Origin of the sequence: Chelatococcus reniformis, assembly GCF_014640075.1 — a bacterium.
GTDB lineage: Bacteria > Pseudomonadota > Alphaproteobacteria > Rhizobiales > Beijerinckiaceae > Camelimonas > Camelimonas reniformis.
In genome coordinates, this window is sequence record NZ_BMGG01000001.1 from 206,596 (window position 1) to 224,973 (window position 18,378).

At 68.4% G+C, this 18,378-nt stretch carries 18 protein-coding genes; 11 read left to right on the top strand and 7 right to left on the bottom strand.

All coding sequences use genetic code 11. The features are described from left to right. Positions 1-191 precede the first annotated feature (191 nt). Positions 192-1,268, top strand: a complete 1,077-nt coding sequence (locus IEW34_RS00920; RefSeq protein ID WP_188607257.1) for an AI-2E family transporter — start codon at positions 192-194, stop codon at positions 1,266-1,268. Between the two features lie 20 nt (positions 1,269-1,288). Here IEW34_RS00920 and IEW34_RS00925 read toward each other — a convergent pair whose 3' ends face one another. Continuing rightward, a complete protein-coding gene (locus IEW34_RS00925; RefSeq protein WP_188607258.1) occupies positions 1,289-2,680 on the bottom strand; it encodes a L,D-transpeptidase family protein in 1,392 nt (463 codons plus the stop codon). A 110-nt stretch (positions 2,681-2,790) separates the two neighbouring features. Next, on the bottom strand, positions 2,791-3,741 hold the full coding sequence (locus IEW34_RS00930) for an acetyl-CoA carboxylase carboxyltransferase subunit alpha (RefSeq protein ID WP_188607259.1): 951 nt from the start codon (positions 3,739-3,741) through the stop codon (positions 2,791-2,793). Positions 3,742-3,936: 195 nt separating this feature from the next. On the opposite strand from IEW34_RS00930, the gene IEW34_RS00935 reads away from it, so the two are divergent. Continuing rightward, a complete protein-coding gene (locus tag IEW34_RS00935) occupies positions 3,937-5,526 on the top strand; it encodes an acyltransferase family protein (RefSeq protein WP_188607260.1) in 1,590 nt (529 codons plus the stop codon). An 83-nt stretch (positions 5,527-5,609) separates the two neighbouring features. On the opposite strand, the gene IEW34_RS00940 is transcribed toward IEW34_RS00935, so the two are convergent. After that, on the bottom strand, positions 5,610-6,413 hold the full coding sequence (locus IEW34_RS00940) for a class I SAM-dependent methyltransferase (protein ID WP_188607261.1): 804 nt from the start codon (positions 6,411-6,413) through the stop codon (positions 5,610-5,612). A gap of 271 nt (positions 6,414-6,684) precedes the next feature. On the opposite strand from IEW34_RS00940, the gene gloB reads away from it, so the two are divergent. Together gloB and IEW34_RS00950 are read left to right on the top strand one after the other, a co-directional pair. Next, positions 6,685-7,452, top strand: a complete 768-nt coding sequence (gene gloB / locus IEW34_RS00945) for a hydroxyacylglutathione hydrolase (protein ID WP_188607262.1) — start codon at positions 6,685-6,687, stop codon at positions 7,450-7,452. A gap of 18 nt (positions 7,453-7,470) precedes the next feature. Then, positions 7,471-7,935, top strand: a complete 465-nt coding sequence (locus tag IEW34_RS00950) for a cupin domain-containing protein (RefSeq protein ID WP_244641665.1) — start codon at positions 7,471-7,473, stop codon at positions 7,933-7,935. 272 nt (positions 7,936-8,207) lie between these two features. On the opposite strand, the gene yddG is transcribed toward IEW34_RS00950, so the two are convergent. From yddG to IEW34_RS00965, 3 genes are all read right to left on the bottom strand, one after another. Further along, complete coding sequence (yddG, locus tag IEW34_RS00955; RefSeq protein ID WP_444542156.1) at positions 8,208-9,098, bottom strand: aromatic amino acid exporter YddG; 891 nt, start codon at positions 9,096-9,098, stop codon at positions 8,208-8,210. Positions 9,099-9,223: 125 nt separating this feature from the next. Further along, complete coding sequence (gene phbB, locus IEW34_RS00960; protein ID WP_188607264.1) at positions 9,224-9,952, bottom strand: acetoacetyl-CoA reductase; 729 nt, start codon at positions 9,950-9,952, stop codon at positions 9,224-9,226. A 237-nt stretch (positions 9,953-10,189) separates the two neighbouring features. Continuing rightward, positions 10,190-11,368, bottom strand: coding sequence for an acetyl-CoA C-acetyltransferase (locus IEW34_RS00965; protein ID WP_188607265.1), 1,179 nt, complete (start codon positions 11,366-11,368; stop codon positions 10,190-10,192). Positions 11,369-11,640: 272 nt separating this feature from the next. On the opposite strand from IEW34_RS00965, the gene phaR reads away from it, so the two are divergent. From phaR to IEW34_RS00990, 5 genes are all read left to right on the top strand, one after another. Further along, positions 11,641-12,207, top strand: coding sequence for a polyhydroxyalkanoate synthesis repressor PhaR (gene phaR, locus IEW34_RS00970; RefSeq protein ID WP_188607917.1), 567 nt, complete (start codon positions 11,641-11,643; stop codon positions 12,205-12,207). 27 nt (positions 12,208-12,234) lie between these two features. Continuing rightward, a complete protein-coding gene (locus IEW34_RS00975; RefSeq protein ID WP_188607266.1) occupies positions 12,235-12,750 on the top strand; it encodes a class I SAM-dependent methyltransferase in 516 nt (171 codons plus the stop codon). A 440-nt stretch (positions 12,751-13,190) separates the two neighbouring features. Beyond that, positions 13,191-13,499, top strand: a complete 309-nt coding sequence (gene rplU / locus IEW34_RS00980; RefSeq protein WP_188607267.1) for a 50S ribosomal protein L21 — start codon at positions 13,191-13,193, stop codon at positions 13,497-13,499. 35 nt (positions 13,500-13,534) lie between these two features. Next, positions 13,535-13,819 carry a 50S ribosomal protein L27 gene (gene rpmA, locus IEW34_RS00985; protein WP_188607268.1) on the top strand — a complete coding sequence of 95 codons (285 nt, stop codon included), beginning with the start codon at positions 13,535-13,537 and terminating at the stop codon, positions 13,817-13,819. Between the two features lie 188 nt (positions 13,820-14,007). Further along, a complete protein-coding gene (locus IEW34_RS00990; protein ID WP_188607269.1) occupies positions 14,008-14,661 on the top strand; it encodes a GNAT family N-acetyltransferase in 654 nt (217 codons plus the stop codon). A 237-nt stretch (positions 14,662-14,898) separates the two neighbouring features. Here IEW34_RS00990 and IEW34_RS00995 read toward each other — a convergent pair whose 3' ends face one another. Next, positions 14,899-15,825, bottom strand: a complete 927-nt coding sequence (locus IEW34_RS00995) for a DMT family transporter (RefSeq protein ID WP_188607270.1) — start codon at positions 15,823-15,825, stop codon at positions 14,899-14,901. A gap of 350 nt (positions 15,826-16,175) precedes the next feature. Here IEW34_RS00995 and obgE point away from each other — a divergent pair, with 350 nt between their 5' ends. Both obgE and IEW34_RS01005 read left to right on the top strand, forming a co-directional pair. Beyond that, positions 16,176-17,210, top strand: a complete 1,035-nt coding sequence (obgE, locus tag IEW34_RS01000) for a GTPase ObgE (protein WP_188607271.1) — start codon at positions 16,176-16,178, stop codon at positions 17,208-17,210. A gap of 152 nt (positions 17,211-17,362) precedes the next feature. Further along, positions 17,363-18,361, top strand: coding sequence for a peptidylprolyl isomerase (locus tag IEW34_RS01005; RefSeq protein WP_244641667.1), 999 nt, complete (start codon positions 17,363-17,365; stop codon positions 18,359-18,361). Positions 18,362-18,378 lie beyond the last annotated feature (17 nt).

Consider the following 18,378-nt stretch of genomic DNA (forward strand, 5'->3'; position numbering starts at 1 on the left):
GCGCCGGAACGCTTTGGGACGGTCGGCGTTTCCATCCCGCAATTGCGGACGCCGTTCCCTTTAAGGGGAAACCGCCGATTGTCGACCTTTCAGGAGGCGGATCCGTGCACATGTCATCGCGCCGCTCGCGGTCGCCCTCCGCTCGTCCGAGTCCGGCTCCAGCGGCGGCGGTCGGCACGGCAGGAACGAGCGTGACCCCGCCTGCCGGCGATCCGCAGGAGCCCGCCGGCAGGCGGGTCTGGCGCAATGCCGAGCGCTTCGCCATCCTTGGCATCTTCGTGATCCTGATCGGCGCGACGCTGATCTACACGCGGGCGGTCGCCGTGCCGGTCGTCGCAGCCATTCTCGTCGGCACCATGGTGGGCTTCCTGGTCGAGCGCCTCGCGGCGCACAAGGTGCCGCCGTTTGCGAGTGCCTTTCTCATCGTCGGCGCCCTCCTGCTGCTCATCTATGGCGCGGCCTTAGCATTCTCGGCCCCGCTGTCGAGCTGGATCGATCGCGCGCCCGAAATCATCGGCCTGCTACGCGATCGCTTCGCCGCCCTGCGGGAGCCGATTAATGCGCTCAAGTCCGTTCAGGACTCCTTGGGCTCGATCATGGGCACCGCGAGCGGCGCGATCGCCGTCGACGTCGGACGCTCGTCGATGCTGGAAAGCGTGATCGCCGTCGCCACGCCCGCGCTGAGCCAGTTTTTCCTGTTCCTCGGCACCCTGCTGTTCTTCGTCGCCGGCCGGGCACAGCTGAAGCGCCGCCTTGTCGTTGCCTTCATGACCCGAGAGGCGCGGCTCACGATGCTGCGCATCCAGCGCGACATCGAGCATCAACTCGCGCGTTACCTCGCGACGGTGACGATCATCAACGTTGCCCTTGGCGTGGTGACTGCCGCCGCGCTTTGGGCCCTCGGCGTGCCCAACGCCGCCCTGTGGGGGCTGCTCGCCTGCATCCTCAACTATCTGCCGTTCGTGGGGCCAATTCTGATGGCAGCCGTGCTGCTGGGCGTCGGCGTCATCACGTTTCAGACGCTGCTGTGGTCGCTCTCCCCCGCGCTGGTGTTTCTCGTGCTGCACGCGGCCGAGGGGCAGATCATCACGCCGAGCATCGTCGGGCGCCGGCTGACGCTGAACCCGTTCGTCGTGTTCCTGTCACTGGCCTTCTGGGCGTGGGTTTGGGGACCCGCGGGCGCCTTCATGGCGATCCCTTTGCTCGTGATCGGCATCGTCGTCACGGACCACTTGTTCCCTCGCGACGAGATCGAGCTGCCGGGCTGACGGCGGGGACGCCCCGCCCACTATCTGGCGCCAGCAGGCTCCGCGGCGGCCGCCGTCTCCGCTCCGTCCTTCTTCCTTGAGGCCAGCAAGGACTCCAGAGACAGGGCCCGCTTGACGAAAGCGGTCGCCGCCGACGTCGTGCTGCCCGTGGTCAGCGGAGCGAGGCTGGTGACCGAGGAGGTCTCGAGCGCAGACTCCTTCCGCTCGGACTTGGCCAATTGGGTCACCGGGTCGACCGGTTCCCCGGCGCCCTGGGCCTTGGCGACGGCCGGGGATGTCACCGCACGAGCGGCGTTCGCAGAAGACGCGGTCGCATCCGGCAAGGCCTCTGAATTGGCGGGCGCGGTGGCAACAGCGGTCGGCGCACGGCGGCCCGGCACCGGATCATCCTGCACGATCTCCTGCGGGCCACGCGCCAGCGCCTCCGGACGGCTCACCTGGCCGAAGGAGGGGGTGCTGGAGGCTTGCGCCATGACCAAGCCTTCCGAACTGCTCGACGCATACGCGGTGGCACGGAACGAGGGATGCTGGCCGCCGTCGTCGTAGACGAGCTTGACCGCCCGCGTGCCCTTGGAGACCAGGTCGGCGACCTTCCGGTCGTCCTCATGCTCCTTCTGCTTCACCGCGCTGGCAATCGTCGGATCCACGGTGAGCGGCGGGCACGAGGCAGTGGGATCGAGCCGGCCGCCGCCCGCAGGACGCGTATCGAAGACGTAACGCTTGTTGCAGACGCCGACCACCGGTTCCTGCTTGGTCACCTCGAAGGCGTCGGAGCCTTCCTTCAGGTTGCGCCAGAAGGCGATGTTGGGGTCGTTGCGGTGCTTGGCGAGGTTCTCCGCCGTCATCCGGAAGGGATAGGATTGGAACTGGAACGACCGCTGCCCGCCGGCGAAGGCCTCGCGGCCGACCGCATAGATCTCGGCAATCTGCTCGTCGGTCATCGAGAAACAGCCGCGCGAGGAGCAGGCGCCATGCACCATCAGATACGAACCGCTGCGGCCGTTGGCACGGTCGAAGGCGTTGGGGAAGCCTACGTCGAACGACAGGTAGAAGCTGGAGTTGGGGTTCATCTGCGCCGGGGTGATGGCGTAGAAGCCTTCGGGTACCTGCCGGTCGCCCTCGCGCACCTTCGGTCCCAGTTGTCCGGACCAGCGGCAGATCGGATAGGTCTTCAGCAGGGCGTATTCGCCCTTGCTGTCACGCTTCCAGATCTCGACCTCCGCTTCCTTCTTGTAGGAGCGGATGAGGATGGGAGCGGCCGGGGTCATGCCCTGCTCGGCCATCTGCTTCACCAGCTTCATCGGGATCGGCGCGTAGGCCTTGGCGTTCCCGAGGCGGCCGTCCCCCTGGCACGCCGCCAGCGAAAGTGCGGCGGCGGCGATGAGCGCGAACCGGATGAGCGACTTCAGCATTGACACGTCCATCGACGCAGGATGGGGGCCTTCGGCCAACATTTGCCAGTCGATACCGCGCCCATAGTTATCATCCCCTTACGGAAATGCCTAGCTCGGTTGCCCCGCCTTCATTTGCGGCCGATGGCCAGGAACTTGGTCTCCCGTTGCCGGCGGATGTCGTCGGGCGGCCGGCCGGCGAATTCCTGCAGGGCCGCTGCGATGGCCCGCCCCGCGGACGATATGGCGGCCTGCGGGTCGCGATGGGCACCGCCCGGCGGCTCGGCGATGATACCGTCGATGATGCCGAAGCGCAGCAGATCCTGCGCCGTGATCTTCATGTTGGTCGCCGCGTCCTGGGCGCGCCCGGAATCGCGCCACAGGATCGAGGCCGACGCCTCCGGCGAGGCGACCGTGTAGATGGCGTGCTCAAGCATCAGCACGCGATTCGCTGCGGCAATGGCCACGGCACCGCCCGAGCCGCCCTCGCCGATGACGACGGCGACGTTCGGCACGCCGAGCCCCAGCGACGTATCGGTCGAGCGCGCGATCGCCTCGGCCTGCCCGCGCTCTTCCGCGCCGATGCCCGGATAGGCGCCGGCGGTGTCGACGAAGCAGATCACCGGCAGCCCGAAGCGGTCGGCCATCTCCATCAGACGGACGGCCTTGCGGTAGCCCTCCGGCCGCGCCATGCCGAAGTTGTGGCGCAGACGCGTCTCGGTCGTCGACCCCTTCTCCTGGCCGATGATGCAGACGGACTCGCCGCGGAAACGGCCGAAGCCGCCGACGATCGCCTCGTCCTCACCGAAAACGCGGTCGCCGGCCAGCGGCGTCATCTCGGTGATCAGTTCTGCACAATAGTCGCTGAAGTGCGGCCGGCTGGGATGGCGCGCCACCATGGTCTTCTGCCACGGGGTCAGTGTCGCGTAGACCTCGCTCAGCGCCCTGCCGGCGCGGGCCTCGAGGCGCGCGATCTCCTCGTCGAGCTCGACGGCGACACCGCCTTCCGAGACTGTCCGGAGTTCGTCGATCTTCGCCTCGAGCTCGGCGACGGGTTTTTCGAAATCGAGATAACTGCGCATGTTCGGGCCGTGTTGACGGGCTTCGCCCGCGGGATGCGGCATCCATCGATCGGGAAAGCGCCCTAAATGGGGCTGCCGCTCGCTCATGCACTGGCCGCGGGAGGCAGCCGAGTCAAGCGGCTGCGGCTCCGGCGGGCCCTTTGCTGCGTGGCCGGCGTGGACAAAGGGCCATCCGCACCTGTAACTGCCGCGGCGATGGACCGCCCCTCGCCCGCCTCATCCCTCACCACCTCCTCGCGCAAACACGCGCAAGCGCCGCGGCTCCCCGCCGCCGGCCTCGGCAAGGTCGACGCGCTTCAGTACCTGCGCGCCCTGGCAGCGCTGATGGTGGTCTTCTATCACGCCGGCCACTATCTCATCGGGCATCGGCAGGGCCCTGATCTGCAAGGCTTTTTCGACGGCCGGCTGGCGCTGCACGGGGTCGCCATCTTCTTTGCCCTGTCCGGCTATCTCATGGCGGAGCTGGCGCTGCGCAGCGGACCGGAGCGCTTCCTGCTGCACCGGCTGACCCGGATCTATCCGATCTACCTGATCTGCACGGCCGCCTTCTGCGCCCTCTCGCCGCTCATCATCGGGTCCGCCTACACGCCGCGCCTGCTGGCCACCACGCTCATTCCCATCGGCTCGGCCAGCTATGCGCTCGGCATCGAGTGGACCCTGCTGTTCGAGGTGACGTTCTACGTCTTCGTGTTCCTCGTCATCTGGGCCGGGGCGGCGCGTGCGCTGGCGGCCATCGGGCTCGCCTGGCTCGCCCTCGTCGTGGCCTCGCTCTGGCTGCTGCCGCGGCCCGACGTGGCCACGCTGACGCCGCCGCTCTATCTGCTGCCATTCAACGCCGCCAATGGCGCCTTCGCCTGCGGCCTGCTGGTGCCGACGCTGATGCGCCACGTGCGCGTGCCCTGGCCGGCGGCCCTCGCGCCGCTCGCGGCCCTCGCGGTCTCTGGCTATTTCGATCTGGCCGAGAACCGGGTGATCGCCGGCGTCACCTCGGCGGCGCTCATCGCCTCGGCCCTGTCCTGGCGGGTGGAGACGCTGCCTGCAGCCCTGCAGCGGGCCATGTTGAAGCTCGGCGATGCGAGCTACGCCATCTACCTGGTGCACGTGCCGGTGATCGTGGCCGCCTACCGCTGGCTGCCCGAGGTCGTGCCGCTCGGGCCGGCCTGGGCGGTGGCTTCGGCGCTCGCGGTCGCCGTCGGCCTCGCCGTCGGCCGTCTCGACATCGGCCTCTACCGCCGACTCAAGCGCTGGGCCGACGGCCTGCGCGCGCCGCAAGCGCGAGCCTTCGTCGGGGCCTATATCGCCGCCTTCGTCGTCATCGCCAGCTACGGCAGCGTGGTCAATCTCATCGAAAGCCGCGACACCGCGGCGGCGGCCGCGGCGCTGGACGGCCTCGGCCCCGTGACCGACGCGGCCACCGTGGCCGCGGCCATCGCGCGAAAGGGCGCGGGCTTCGCCGCGCCGGCCGGCGAGGTGGAACAGGTCGCGACGCTGCCGGACGAGCGCCTCGCCATCGCCGGCTGGGCCCTCGACCGCGAGGCGCCGAAGACCACGACGTTCATCGCGGTCTTCTGCGAGGGCCGGCAGATCGCCTGGGCCAAGCGGCAGCGGCTCAGGCCGGCGGCGGCCGATACCCTCGGCATGCCGGGCCTGCGGAAGGTCCGCGTCGGCTTTACCCTGGCGAGCGAGCCGCGGCGGCCCTGCCCGGGCGGCGGCCAGCCGGTCGTCGTCGCGGCCGACGTGCGCGGCAAGGCCTGGGTGGTTCCCTATCGCGGAGCCAGACCTTGAGGTGACCCAGGCTGTTCCGCCCGGGGCACCTGCAACTGGATCCCGCGCTTGAGTGGTGCCACCCGAGCGCACGGCACGCTAGCCTATCGCTGTGGGCGCGGCCGGCTCCATGGGTCGGCGTCGCGCCCCAGTCCGGCCCGCACCGAACGGCCGGGCGACATGGTGGCGCCGGCGGACGGCAGGAGGGCGGGCTGGAGCCGTAGCGCAGGCTTGGCGGCTCGCACGGTGATCGGCCGATAGAGCTGCTTGGTGGCTTCGACCACATGCACGCCGGCGAACGGCAAGGCGAGCCGCGTTCCCGCCTGCTCCCACGCCCACGCCGAGCGCAGCAGCAGCCGTGCGTCCGACGGCGGCACGTAAAGCGCATCAAGCCACAGCTCCGGCGAGAACAGGGTCTGCCGCATCAGCGCCTTCAGCTGCGATCGGCTGTAGGGCTGGCCGTGACCGAAGGGCGTGCTGTCCATGCGGGCCCACGGGCCACGACGGTTGGGCACGACGGCGAGCAGGCGCCCCCCGGGCGTCAGGATGCGCCAGACCTCCGACAGCACCTCGGCCGGCGCCTCGCTGTGCTCGAGCGCGTGCACCAGCAGCACCCGGTCGTAAGAGGCGTCGGCCAGCGGCAGCATGGTGGGATCCACCAGCGCCGAGGCCGACAGCCCTGACGACGGCCAGTTCACCACGCCTTGCGTGGCTGGCATGTAGGCCGCCAACCGCTCCGTGCCGTCCGCGAACAGCGGCAGGTAGGGCGTCGCATAGCCGAGGCCGAGTACGCGCAGATGGGCGGCCGACGGCCAGGCACGGCTCAACGCGCGCGCGAGCAGCTGGCGCGCCACTCCGCCCAGTGGGCTGCTGTAGAAGCTGCGCAGGTCGACGACATCGACGGGCATCGCGATCCTCGCTCCAGGCTGGCCGCCCGACCGGCGCCGCAGAGCCTCCCCTTGCATGGGCTCTCGCCTGACGGTCACATCGAAGTCGCGACAGTTCTAGAGCATTTCGCAACCGGATGAGATCATCCAATTGCACAGAAATGCTCCAGGTCCTTAAATCTGGGGCGGACCGAAGCCGGGGGCTGGCGAGGCCCAGGCGGGCGACCGTGTTGACGGGCCGGGGCCGGCGGTCCAGGTATCAGGCGAACGCCCTGGCAACGCGAGCGCCCCCATGACCGCTGAATTCCATGTCTTCACGTGCCTTTCGGACAACATCGGCGTGCTCATGCGCGACACGACGACCGGCGCCTGCGCCAGCATCGACGCGCCCGAGGAAGGGCCGATCCTCGCGGCCCTCGAGGAGACCGGCTGGCAGCTCACGGACATCCTCGTCACCCACAAGCACCTCGATCACGTCGCCGGCGTGGCGCCGCTGAAGGAGCGCTTCGGCGCCCGCGTGGTGGCGCCGGCCCGCGAGGCCGAGTTCGTGCCCCAGGCCGACCTGCTCGTGAACGAAGGCGACCGCGTCATGGTCGGCACGCTCGCCTCCGATGTCATTTTCACGCCTGGCCATACGGCGGGACACATCGTCTTTCATTTCGACGGGGCAAAGGCTTTGTTTGCCGGCGACACTCTGTTCGCTCTGGGTTGCGGGCGCCTGCTCGAGGGCACGCCGGCGGACATGTGGCACTCGCTGCAGAAGCTCGCCGCCCTGCCCGACGACACGCTGGTCTTCTGCGGCCACGAATACACCCTGTCCAACGCGAGGTTCGCCCTCGCCGCCGATCCGGACAACCAGGCCTTGAAGCTGCGGGCCGCGGTCGTCGAGGGCCAGCGGGCCGACGGCCAGCTCACGATTCCCTCGCGCCTCCAGGACGAGAAGGCGACCAATCCGTTTCTCCGCGCAGACCGGCCGGAGCTCGCCCGCTCCGTCAAGCTTGACGGGCGCGACCCCGTGGCGGTGTTCGCCGCCCTGCGGGAGTGGAAGAATAGTTTCTGAGCGGGCGGAGGCCGGACGATGGCCGACATTGGCCCGATGGAAGGGCTCGGCGAGCAGGAGGTCGTGCGCGCGCTGGCGCTCACGCCGCATCCCGAGGGCGGCTTCTATCGCGAGACGTTCCGGGACGAGTGTACCGACGGCGGCGGCCGGGCCCTCTCCACCGCCATCTACTATCTGCTCGGTGCCGGTGACCTATCCGCCTGGCACCGCATCGACGCGACCGAGGTCTGGCACTGGTACGCGGGCGCACCGCTGGTGCTGACGGTGTCGCCCAACGGCCACGACGCCTCGGCGCATCACCTCGGGCCGGTGCTGTCTGCGGGCCAGCGACCGCAATTCGTGGTGCGGCCGCACTGCTGGCAGACCGCCGTGAGCCTCGGCGCCTGGACGCTGGTCGGCTGCACGGTGTCGCCCGGCTTCATCTTCGACGCCTTCGAGCTCGCCCCGCCGGATTGGCGACCCACGCCGCGGCCGACCGGCTAGAGTATTTCCGCGTTTCTTCGTATCGCCGAAATGCTCTATCTGTTTGTTTTGTCGCATTTTCTTCACGCGAACCGGCCTCCACTTCGCTCGAAAACGCTCCTAGCGCGCGTCCCGCTCGAGTGGGTGGAGTCACAGCGCAAGAGAAGCGCTCCAGATCACGAGATTGCAGCATCTCTTGCCGAGCGGACGATGCCATCTGACGGGTCAATGAACCAAGTCCCGGGATAGGCGTGTCTCTCAGATGCCTGGGTCGTTCGGCAAGCGGCCGGACCTCAGCGGCGCCGCCACGTTGCCACGAGCGCGCCCGCCACGATGAGCGCGCAGGCTGCGGCCAGCGCGAGCGTCGGCTCGGCGTAGCCCGCAACCACCAGGATCAGCGTCGACAGGACCGGCGCGGCGTAGGAGACGACGCCGAGGAAGCGGATGTCGCCGCGCTTGACGCCCGTGTCCCATAGGTAGAACGCCGCGCCGACCGGCCCGAGGCCGAGGGCGAGCACGGCTAGCCATTGGCTCGTCGTCTGCGGCCAGACGGTCGTCTCGAAGGCCGCGTGGCATAGGGCGCTCAGCGCCGCGGTCACCAGGCAAAAGCCGCCCACCACGTCGCTCGGCACGTGGCCGAAGCGCCGCGACAGCACGGAATAGCCCGCCCACACGAACGACCCTACGAAGGCGTAGCCGTAACCCCAGGCGTGCTCCGGCGCGAGCGTCAGCGATGTCCGGCCGGCGATCAGAACAAAGACGCCGGCAAAGCCCATGAGCGCCCCGACAAGATGCGCCGGCTTGAGCCGCTCGCCTGGCAGTGCCGCCGCGAACAGCACGATGAGCAGGGGCCAGAGATAGTTGACGAGCCCGGCTTCCGCCGGCGGGGCGCGGCGCAGCGCGGCAAAATAGAGCGCGTGGTAGCCGAACAGGCCGCCGACACCGAGCGCCCAGACCCGCCAGCCCTGGCGCAGGCTCCTCATCGCCCCCGGCCTGACCGGCCAGGTGCATGCGCCGACCAGGCCGCCCACCAGGAAGGTCATGGCCGCCAGCTGGAACGGCGGCACCGCGCCGGAGGCGGCCGTCAAAAGCCCCAGGAGAGACCACAGCAGGATGGCGCCGGCGCCCATGGCGGTCGCGGTGGCGGCAGAGACACGTCCATCCCGTGCTACGCCGGAACCCAGAGCATTCCGCCATGGGAGGCGACCATCCAATCGCAACGAGAGGCTCCCGAAAGCTTGAAGACAGCGGGCTCTCATGCGACGCGGGCGGGCCGAGACCAGCCCGCCCGCGATGCGTGCTGCCGTGCTCAGCCGTTGGCGATGTACTGGCCACCGTTGATGGTGTGCACTGCGCCGGTGAAGAAGCCGGCACGCTCGGAGGCCAGGAACACCACGAGGTCGGCGATCTCGTCGGCCTTGCCGAGCCGGCCCGTCGGGATGGCCGCGATGATCTTCTTCAGCGCCTCCTCCGGCACGGCCGCCACCATGTCGGTGTCGATGTAGCCGGGGCAGATGCAATTCACGGTGACGCCCTTGCTGGCATTCTCCTGCGCCAGCGCCTTGGTGAAGCCGATCACTCCCGACTTGGCGGCGGAGTAGTTGGCCTGGCCCATCTGGCCCTTCTGGCCATTGATCGACGAGATGTTGACGATGCGCCCGAAGCCCCGCTCGCGCATGCCCTCGATCACCGGACGGGTCATGCAGAACATGGAATCGAGATTGGTCCGCAGCACCGCCTGCCACTGCTCGAACGACATGCGGTGAAACATGCCGTCCTTGGTGATGCCGGCGTTGTTGACGAGGATGTCGACCGGGCCGATGTCGGCCGCGACCTGGGCCAGTCCATCGGCGCAGGCCTTGGGATCCGATACGTCCCACTTGTAGGTGTGGCACTGGGCGTCGGCCTTGAGCGCCTTGGCCGCGTCCTCGTTGCCCGCGTAGACGGCAGCGACCTCATAGCCGGCCGCCTTGAGCCCCTTCGAGATGGCTGCGCCGATACCGCGCGTTCCACCCGTGACCACCGCTACCCGAGCCATTGTTCCTCCTGGAAGTGTCCGCAGCCGGCCCCTCGCCGGCTCTAAGCCGATGTAGCCGGCGTATGCGCCAGCCATATGGTTACTGACGCAACGATCCGAAAACCGCAAGTGCTACGTTGTAATAATGCCGGCACAGGCCGGTCGGCCGCCGCTCGCGCGGCGGACGACCGGTGCAAGAAGTCTGGCGCCCGATCAGATGATCCGCTCGGGCGGAGCTTGACGCCTAAGCGAAGCGCTCTAGCGCGCGACGGTGAGGGCGATGCCCATGCCGCCACCGATGCACAGGGTCGCCAGGCCCTTCTTCGCGTCGCGACGCTGCATCTCGTGCAGCAGCGTCACCAGGATGCGGGCGCCGGAGGCGCCGATGGGATGGCCGATGGCGATCGCTCCGCCGTTGACGTTGACGATCGCCGGATCCCAGCCCACGTCCTTGTTCACCGCCAGCGCCTGGGCGGCGAATGCTTCGTTGGCCTCGACCAGATCGAGGTCCTGCACCTTCCAACCGGCCTTCTCGAGCGCTTTGCGGGCGGCCGGAATCGGGCCCGAGCCCATGACCGCAGGCTCGACGCCGGCCGTCGCCCACGAGGCAATGCGGGCGAGCGGCGTGAGGCCGCGCTTTTCGGCTTCGGCCGCGGTCATCAGGACGAGCGCCGCGGCGCCGTCGTTGAGGCCGGATGCATTGGCAGCGGTGACGGTACCGTCCTTGGTAAAGGCGGGACGCAGCTTGGCGACCTGATCGATGGTGGCGCCGTCACGGATGTATTCGTCGGTGTCGACGATGATGTCGCCCTTGCGCGAGGCGATCGTGACCGGCACGATCTCATCCTTGAACTTTCCGGCCTTCTTGGCGGCCTCCGCCTTGTTCTGCGAAGCCACGGCAAAAGCGTCCTGCGCTTCGCGCGAGATCTGCCACTTCTGGGCGACATTTTCGGCGGTGTTGCCCATGTGATAGCCGTGGAACGCATCCCACAGGCCGTCCTTGATCATGGTGTCGACGAACTCGACGCCGCCCATCTTGGTGCCGCCCCGCATGTGGTGGGCATGGGGCGACAGCGACATGGATTCCTGGCCGCCGGCGACGATGATGGAGGCATCGCCGCTGGCGATCTGCTGCATGCCGATGGCGACCGTGCGCAGGCCCGAGCCGCACACCTGATTGAGACCCCACGCCGTCTTCTCGACCGGCACGCCCGCCTGCATCGCCGCCTGGCGGGCCGGGTTCTGCCCCTGCGCCGCCGTCAGCACCTGCCCCAGGATGACTTCGTCCACCTCGCCGGCCTCGACCTTGGCGCGCGTCAGCGCCGCCTTGATGGCCGTGGCACCGAGCTCGTGCGCAGGGGTCGCAGCGAACGCGCCGTTGAAGGCACCGACCGGGGTGCGCGCAGCGCTGACAATGACAATGTCCGAAGCAGCCATGGGTGCATTCCTCTCGATCCCTGGTCTCGACCAGAGTTGGTTATGCCTCCGCCCCTTTGCAAAACGGCGGAGCATCTGTCCAGCCGAAGTTGCCCCGGGCCGAGGGGCTCATAATGATCTAGCGCAGACCGGAGCGGCCGGCCGCACGGAAATGCCTCTCCGTTGCACAATATTATTTTCCAAACAGCAGCAGAAGCCCTATCGTTCGGCAGCGAGGCCCATCCGTGATCCGAGGCAACCCCCACGGTGCCGCCTTCCCCAGCAGGAGCGCCATGGCCAACGAGAAGCAACCGACGACAATCAAGAAGTACGCCAACCGTCGCCTTTATCATACGGGTACGAGCACCTACGTCACGCTCGAAGACCTGGCCAAGATGGTGCGCGCCGGCGACGACTTCCTCGTCTATGACGCCAAGACCGGCGAAGACATCACCCGCTCCGTGCTGACCCAGATCATTTTCGAGGAGGAGAGCAAGGTCGGCCAGCAGAACCTGCTGCCGGTGACATTCCTGCGTCAGCTCATCCGCTTTTACGGCGACAGCCTCCAGGCCCTGGTGCCAAGCTATCTCGAGTTCTCGATCGAGAACCTGGCTAAAGATCAGGCGAAGTTTCGCGAGCAGTTGTCCAAGACGTTCGGCCCCGCGGCCGCCTTCCAGGCCCTGCAGGACCAGGCCCGCGCCAACATGACGGTATTTCAGGAGGCGCTGCGCATGTTCGTGCCGTTCACCCCCGGAGGCGATCCGCAGAGCCCGGCACCAAGCGATGCGGAGCTGACGGAGCTCAAGCGGCAGGTGACGGACATGCAGGCCCGCCTGGACAAGCTCGCCAACAAGCCCTGACCCGCCTCGCCCGGCATTTGAGCATCCGTGTCGCGCCTCGACAGCTTCATCCGCCGGCTGCTGGCCCAGCGAGCCTGCCTCGACCGCGCCGCCGTCCTGGTGGGCGGCGTACCGGGCCCCGTCGTCGAGCTGGGGCTCGGCAATGGACGCACCTACGACCATCTGCGGCAGATCCTGCCGGAGCGCCGCATCTACGTGTTCGAGCGCGCCCCGGCAGCCCATCCGCTGTGCACGCCAGCGGCCGGCTATCTGGTCGTCGGCGACTTCGCCGAGACGCTGCCCGGGGCCGTGACGCGGCTGGGTGGGCCCGCCGCCCTCATCCATGCGGACGTCGGCTCCGGCGATGAGACCGCGAACGCCCGGCTGGCGGCCTGGCTCGGCCCGCTGATCGTGCCGATGCTGGCGGAGGGCGGCATCATCACCAGCGATCAACGGCTCACCGCGGAAGGTCTCGCGCCTCAGCCGGTGCCGGCCGAGGCGGACAAGGGACGCTACTATCTCTACCGTCGGACGGCCATGGCGCGCCGGGCGGCGGCGAGCTAGATGTGAGCTCTCAATAGGTTGTCCACCGACCCGGTCCGGGGAAGCTGTGGTTGCGAAGCTACAGGATCTCACGAGAGGGTCGGATGAACGTCCACAAGAATGCCCGGCTGACAGTCTACATCCGAGCCGAGTTGGTGCGGCGCGGCCTTTTGGTGCGGCGCGGCCTTGATGAGGGTCAGCCACCAAAGGCCGTGGCCGCGGCCTTCGGCGATGCGGGACGACCTAGCAGGCCGGTTCGGTCTCGGCAGGCCCGATAGCATCCGACCGTTGACAGCGGCGCCCGTCTGCGATTAGAAAGCACGCTTCAGGCGCGGGGAGACCCGCGCCCGTTGTTTTTCGCGCCTGCGTCAACGTACGCAGGCATCCCGGACCGGAAACGGGCTGCCAAGAAGCCGGCCGGAGCCATGGGCTCGAGGCCGGGTGGAACACGGAAGAGAACGATGTTCGCAGTCATCAAGACCGGCGGCAAGCAGTATCGCGTTGCCGCCAACGACACCATTACCGTCGCCAAGCTCGCCGGCGAGGCGGGCGACGCGGTCTCCTTCGACGTGCTGCTGCTCGCAGGCGACGAGAATGTCGCCGTCGGCGCGCAGGCTGTCGCGAGCGCCTCGGTCGCCGCCGAGATCGTGCGGCACGGGCGCGGCGAGAAGGTGATCGCCTTCAAGAAGCGCCGCCGCCAGAACTCCAAGCGCAAGCGCGGTCACCGCCAGGACCACACGGTCGTGCGCATCACCGGCATCAGCGCCTGAGCCGCGGCCCGGCCAGCATATAACGGAGACATTCGATGGCTCATAAAAAGGCAGGCGGCTCCTCGCGCAACGGCCGCGATTCCGACGGCCGCCGTCTCGGCGTCAAGAAGTTCGGCGGCGAAGCCGTCATTGCCGGCAACATCATCATTCGCCAACGCGGCACCAGGGTGCATCCCGGCGTCAATGTCGGCGTCGGCAAGGACCATACGCTGTTCGCCCTGACGGCCGGCCGGGTCCGCTTCGGTACCAAGCTCGGGCGATCGATCGTATCGATCGAGCCGGCAGCGGCGGCCGCAGCCGCCAAAACGGCAGCCGAATAACGGCGAGCGCTCGCACCGAGGCAAGCGTTCCGCCGGCATCCCAGCGCCCGGCGGACGCAGCGTCTCAGGTCATCTTGCGAGTGCCGAAGACGGGTCCGTGACGAGGGAGATGGGGTGCCATCTCCCTTTCGTCATTTTGCGGCATGGGGGTTGCTAGATCACCCTGCATGTCGGCTGGAGCGGACCCCATGTTCACGCGCGAGACCATCGACGACGGCTTCGTCATCGAGACCGAGCGGCTGCTGCTGCGCTGGCCGCGGCTGGCGGACGGCGCCGCCATCGAGCGGCTGGCCGGCGATCGCGCCGTCGCCGAGATGACCGCTCTCATCCCCCATCCCTACCCGTCGGGCGCCGCCGCGGCGTTCATTCTCGCGGCGCGGCTCGCCAACGCCGGCGGCGCGGGCTTGACCTTGGCCATCATCAACCGGCGCAAGCCGCGCGAGTTGCTGGGCGCCATCGCCCTGCACGAGACGCCGTCGGGAGCGGCGGTCGCCGAACAGCTGGCTGAGCCGTTTCTCGGCTTCTGGCTGGGGAGCGACCACTGGGGCCGTGGCCTCGCCACCGAGGCGGCGCGCGCCATGGTCGCGGCGGCCTTCGAGCACGCCGACGCGCCGGCCGTGACCGCCGAGGCGCGCTCGTCCAACGGCGCATCCCGCCATGTCCTGGAAAAGGCAGGGTTCCGGACCTACGGCACCGCGTTGTCGCTGTTTCCGGCGCGCGGCGGGCTGTTTCCGGTGCACCGCATGCGCCTGACCCGCAAGGGTTGGCTCGCACTGCGTCGCGGCCAGGCGGACGAAGCGCCCAAGGATGCGTTGCGCGTCCAGCCCGAGATGGCCGGATAGAGCATTTCCGCGTCTCTTCGAATCGTCGAAATGCTCTATCTGTTTGATTTAACGCGCTTTCTTCACGCGAACCGGCGTCCACTTCGCTCGAAAACGCTCTAGAGACTTGTCTCGATCAGAAGGAACCGTCTGATCGGCTGGAATGCTCTAAGTATTTGAATGCGGAGCGCTTCTCTCTGGTCGGGTGGGTCCACCCGACCAGGAAGCGCGCCGGGCGCGACCGCCGAGGGCGAAGCCCTACGGCGGTGGCGGCAATGCCTCGTCGCGGCCGTCGACCTGCTGCTCCCGCACGAAGATCACGAGCCCGGCGGCGATGATCAGTACGGCGCCGGCCAGGGTGGCCAGGCGGGGTTGGTCGCCGAAGACCAGGTAGCCGAAGATCAGCGCCCAGACGATGAGCAGGTATTGGTAGGGCACCACGGTGGAGGCTGGCGCGAACTTGAGCGAGCGGTTCACGCTCATATGCGCGGCGAGCGCGATGACACCGACGCCGGCAAGCAGCAGCAGATCGCCGGACGGCGGCGTGACCCAGCCGCCGAAGGGCAGAGCAAGCACGCCGACGAGGAGCAGGCCGATGTTCGTGCTGGTGACCAGCACCAGGTCGGACGTGCCTCTGAGGTAGCGTGTCAGGATCATCAGGCCGGAGAAGATCAGGCTGCCCAGGATGACGATGACCGCAGGCCAACTGATGCTGGCTCGCGATGGCTCCATGGCGATCAAAACGCCGACGAAGCCCGCCGCCACAGCGAGCCACCGGACGAGATCGCCCCGCTCGCCCAGCAGCAGGGCGGCGAGAATAGTGACGTAGATCGGGCTCGCCAGATAGAAGGTCACCGCGTCTGCCACCGGCAGGTAGATCACCGCGGCGTAGAACAGGACGATCTCGAGCGTCGAGAACAGGGCCCGCAGCACCTGCAGGCCCGGTTTCGGCGCCGTCCGCCAGGGGGCCAGGCCGGCGCGGACGAGCAACGGCGCGAGGATGGCCATGGCCACGACGGTCCGGATCAGGATGACCTGGCCGATGCCATAGCTGCCGAGCAGCCATTTGGCCGCCACGTCGTTGATGGCGAACAGGAATACGCCGGCGAGCATGAACAGGATGCCGGTGGCGTGGCCTGAGCCTCGCAGGGCGGTGGAGGTCGACGCGGGCGATTGGACGGCCATGGCTTTTCTGGATTATGAGGCTTGCAGGATCACCAGACCGGGCGCATGTGCCGCCCGGATGTGGTATCCGGCCGGATCATGCTCCAGGTTCGAAGCGTGGTGCGTTTCTTCCCGGGAAGGTATCCACCCGCCCGGGAAGCGCTCTAGAGCATTTCCCGATCGGATGGAATCATCTGATCGGCTAGAAGGTGCTCGACTTATTGAATCCGGAGCGCTTGCTTCCGACCGGGCGGGCAAGCCGATCGGAAGCAAGCGCTCTCGTCGGCCGCACCCTTGCGGACAACCAATCCGGCCTCGCTGCTCCGCTGCGGGGCGCTTCGCGGTGCCTCGCCGCAGACCTGCGAAATGTCATGAAGTTCCTCGATCAAGCCAAGGTCTATGTCCGCTCCGGCGACGGCGGTGCCGGCTGCGTCTCGTTCCGCCGGGAGAAGTTCATCGAGTTCGGCGGCCCGGACGGGGGTGACGGCGGGCGCGGCGGCGACGTCTGGATCGAATGCGTGGAAGGCCTCAACACGCTGATCGACTACCGCTACCAGCAGCATTTCAAGGCCCGGCCGGGCGTGCACGGCATGGGCCGCAACCGTGCCGGCGCCAGGGGCAACGACGTCATCCTCAAGGTGCCGGCAGGCACCGAAGTACTGGCCGAGGACGGCGAGACGCTGCTCGCCGATCTCACCGCCGTGGGCCAGCGTGTCTGCCTGGCCGAGGGCGGCAACGGCGGCTTCGGCAACGCCCATTTCAAGACGTCGACGAACCAGGCGCCACGAAGAGCCAATCCGGGCCTCGCAGGCCAGGAGCTGTGGATCTGGCTCCGGCTGAAGCTCATCGCCGACGCCGGGCTGGTCGGCCTGCCCAACGCAGGCAAGTCCACCTTCCTCGCCGCCGTCACGGCTGCCAAGCCGAAGATCGCCGACTACCCGTTCACCACCCTTCACCCCGGGCTGGGCGTCGTCGCCGTGGCCGGTCGCGAATTCGTGTTGGCCGACATCCCCGGCCTGATCGAGGGTGCGCACGAGGGCCTCGGCCTAGGCGACCGCTTTCTCGGCCACATCGAGCGATGCCGCGTGCTGCTGCACCTGGTCGACGGAACGGCGGAGGATGTCGCCGCCGCCTACGCGACCGTCCGGGCCGAGCTCGTCGCCTACGGGGCCGAGCTTGCCGACAAGCCCGAGATCGTCGCCCTGTCCAAGGTCGATGCCCTCGACCCGGAGACCAGGGCCGAGCGGTGCGCGGAGCTCGCGGCCGCCGCCGGCCGGCCGCCGCTGCTGCTCTCGTCGGCCTCGCGCGAAGGCGTCGACGACGTGCTGCGCCGCCTGCTGCAAATCATCGACGATGCGCGCCACGACGCGGACGAGGCAGCCCCGGCCGACGCCTGGAAGCCGTAGCGGTCGCCGGCGGCCGCCGCACCCTGGGCGGGACAAGACCACGGCGCGCAGACAGGCCGCCGCCGACCATCGTGGCGCTTGCCAAGCGCTGCGCGTTCGGCCACTCATGCCCGGCGAGCGCCCTTGGGCTCGCCCGATCGACGAGATGTTGCATGATGACCCCCGGCTACCGCGCAGCCTTGCTTTCATGTCTGGCGCTGGCAGCGGTTGCGGGCCCTCTGCAGGGCGCCGCCGCGCAGCAGCCTCCCGCCAAGCCCGCGGTCGCGGCCCCCGCCACGCCGGATAGGCCGGTGCCGGACGCCAAAGTGGCCCAGCCCGCGCAGGTCAAGGCGGCCCCCGATCCCGACAAGGTGCTGGCGCGCGTCAACGGCACACCGATCACCCAGCGTGACCTGGACGTCGCCGCCGAGGACATGGCGGACCGGCTGCCGCGCGTCCCCGAGGATCAGAAGCGCGACTATCTGCTGAGCTATCTGATCGATCTCACCATCGGCTCCCAGGCCGCGACCGAGGCCAAGATCGGCGATACGCCCGACTTCGCCCGCAAGCTCTCCTACAACCGCAACAAGCTGCTGCTCGACGAGTACCTTGCGCAGGAGGCCAAGAAGGCGGCAACGCCGGAAGCGGCCCGCAAGATGTACGAGCAGACGGTCAAGGACGTGAAGCCGCAGGAAGAGGTGCGCGCCCGTCACATCCTGGTCGACAGCGAGGAACTGGCCAAGAAGGCCTACGCCAAGATCAAGGGGGGAGAAGACTTCAAGAGGGTTGCCGCCGAGCTTTCCAAGGACCCGGGCTCGGCCAAGGACGGCGGCGAGCTCGGCTGGTTCACCAAGGACCAGATGGTGCCGGAGTTTGCCGAGGTGGCCTTCAAGCTGAAGCCGGGAGACGTTTCCGAGCCGGTCAAGAGCCCGTTCGGCTGGCACGTCATCGAGGTCGAGGAGCGCCGCACCAAGCCGGTTCCAGCCTTCGACGCCGTCAAGAACGAAGTCGAGGCCTATGTCTCGCGCAAGGCGCAGCAGGATCGCATCCTGGCCCTGCGCGCCAAAGCGACGATCGAGCGCCTCGACGCGCCGCCCAAGCCCGACTCCGCCCTCCGTGGCGGCAAGGGGGAGGGAGCGGAGCCCACCGCGCGCCCGCCGGCACCGAAATAGCACCTCACGCGAGACTG

What these genes read in the sequence shown, in the direction of transcription:
- IEW34_RS00925 (WP_188607258.1), bottom strand. Translation starts at nt 2,680, where the DNA reads ATGCTGAAGTCGCTCATCCGGTTCGCGCTCATCGCCGCCGCCGCACTT.
- IEW34_RS00930 (WP_188607259.1), bottom strand. Translation starts at nt 3,741, where the DNA reads ATGCGCAGTTATCTCGATTTCGAAAAACCCGTCGCCGAGCTCGAGGCG.
- IEW34_RS00935 (WP_188607260.1), top strand. Translation starts at nt 3,937, where the DNA reads ATGGACCGCCCCTCGCCCGCCTCATCCCTCACCACCTCCTCGCGCAAA.
- IEW34_RS00940 (WP_188607261.1), bottom strand. Translation starts at nt 6,413, where the DNA reads ATGCCCGTCGATGTCGTCGACCTGCGCAGCTTCTACAGCAGCCCACTG.
- gloB (WP_188607262.1), top strand. Translation starts at nt 6,685, where the DNA reads ATGACCGCTGAATTCCATGTCTTCACGTGCCTTTCGGACAACATCGGC.
- IEW34_RS00950 (WP_244641665.1), top strand. Translation starts at nt 7,471, where the DNA reads ATGGCCGACATTGGCCCGATGGAAGGGCTCGGCGAGCAGGAGGTCGTG.
- phbB (WP_188607264.1), bottom strand. Translation starts at nt 9,952, where the DNA reads ATGGCTCGGGTAGCGGTGGTCACGGGTGGAACGCGCGGTATCGGCGCA.
- IEW34_RS00965 (WP_188607265.1), bottom strand. Translation starts at nt 11,368, where the DNA reads ATGGCTGCTTCGGACATTGTCATTGTCAGCGCTGCGCGCACCCCGGTC.
- phaR (WP_188607917.1), top strand. Translation starts at nt 11,641, where the DNA reads ATGGCCAACGAGAAGCAACCGACGACAATCAAGAAGTACGCCAACCGT.
- rplU (WP_188607267.1), top strand. Translation starts at nt 13,191, where the DNA reads ATGTTCGCAGTCATCAAGACCGGCGGCAAGCAGTATCGCGTTGCCGCC.
- rpmA (WP_188607268.1), top strand. Translation starts at nt 13,535, where the DNA reads ATGGCTCATAAAAAGGCAGGCGGCTCCTCGCGCAACGGCCGCGATTCC.
- IEW34_RS00990 (WP_188607269.1), top strand. Translation starts at nt 14,008, where the DNA reads ATGTTCACGCGCGAGACCATCGACGACGGCTTCGTCATCGAGACCGAG.
- IEW34_RS00995 (WP_188607270.1), bottom strand. Translation starts at nt 15,825, where the DNA reads ATGGCCGTCCAATCGCCCGCGTCGACCTCCACCGCCCTGCGAGGCTCA.
- obgE (WP_188607271.1), top strand. Translation starts at nt 16,176, where the DNA reads ATGAAGTTCCTCGATCAAGCCAAGGTCTATGTCCGCTCCGGCGACGGC.
- IEW34_RS01005 (WP_244641667.1), top strand. Translation starts at nt 17,363, where the DNA reads ATGATGACCCCCGGCTACCGCGCAGCCTTGCTTTCATGTCTGGCGCTG.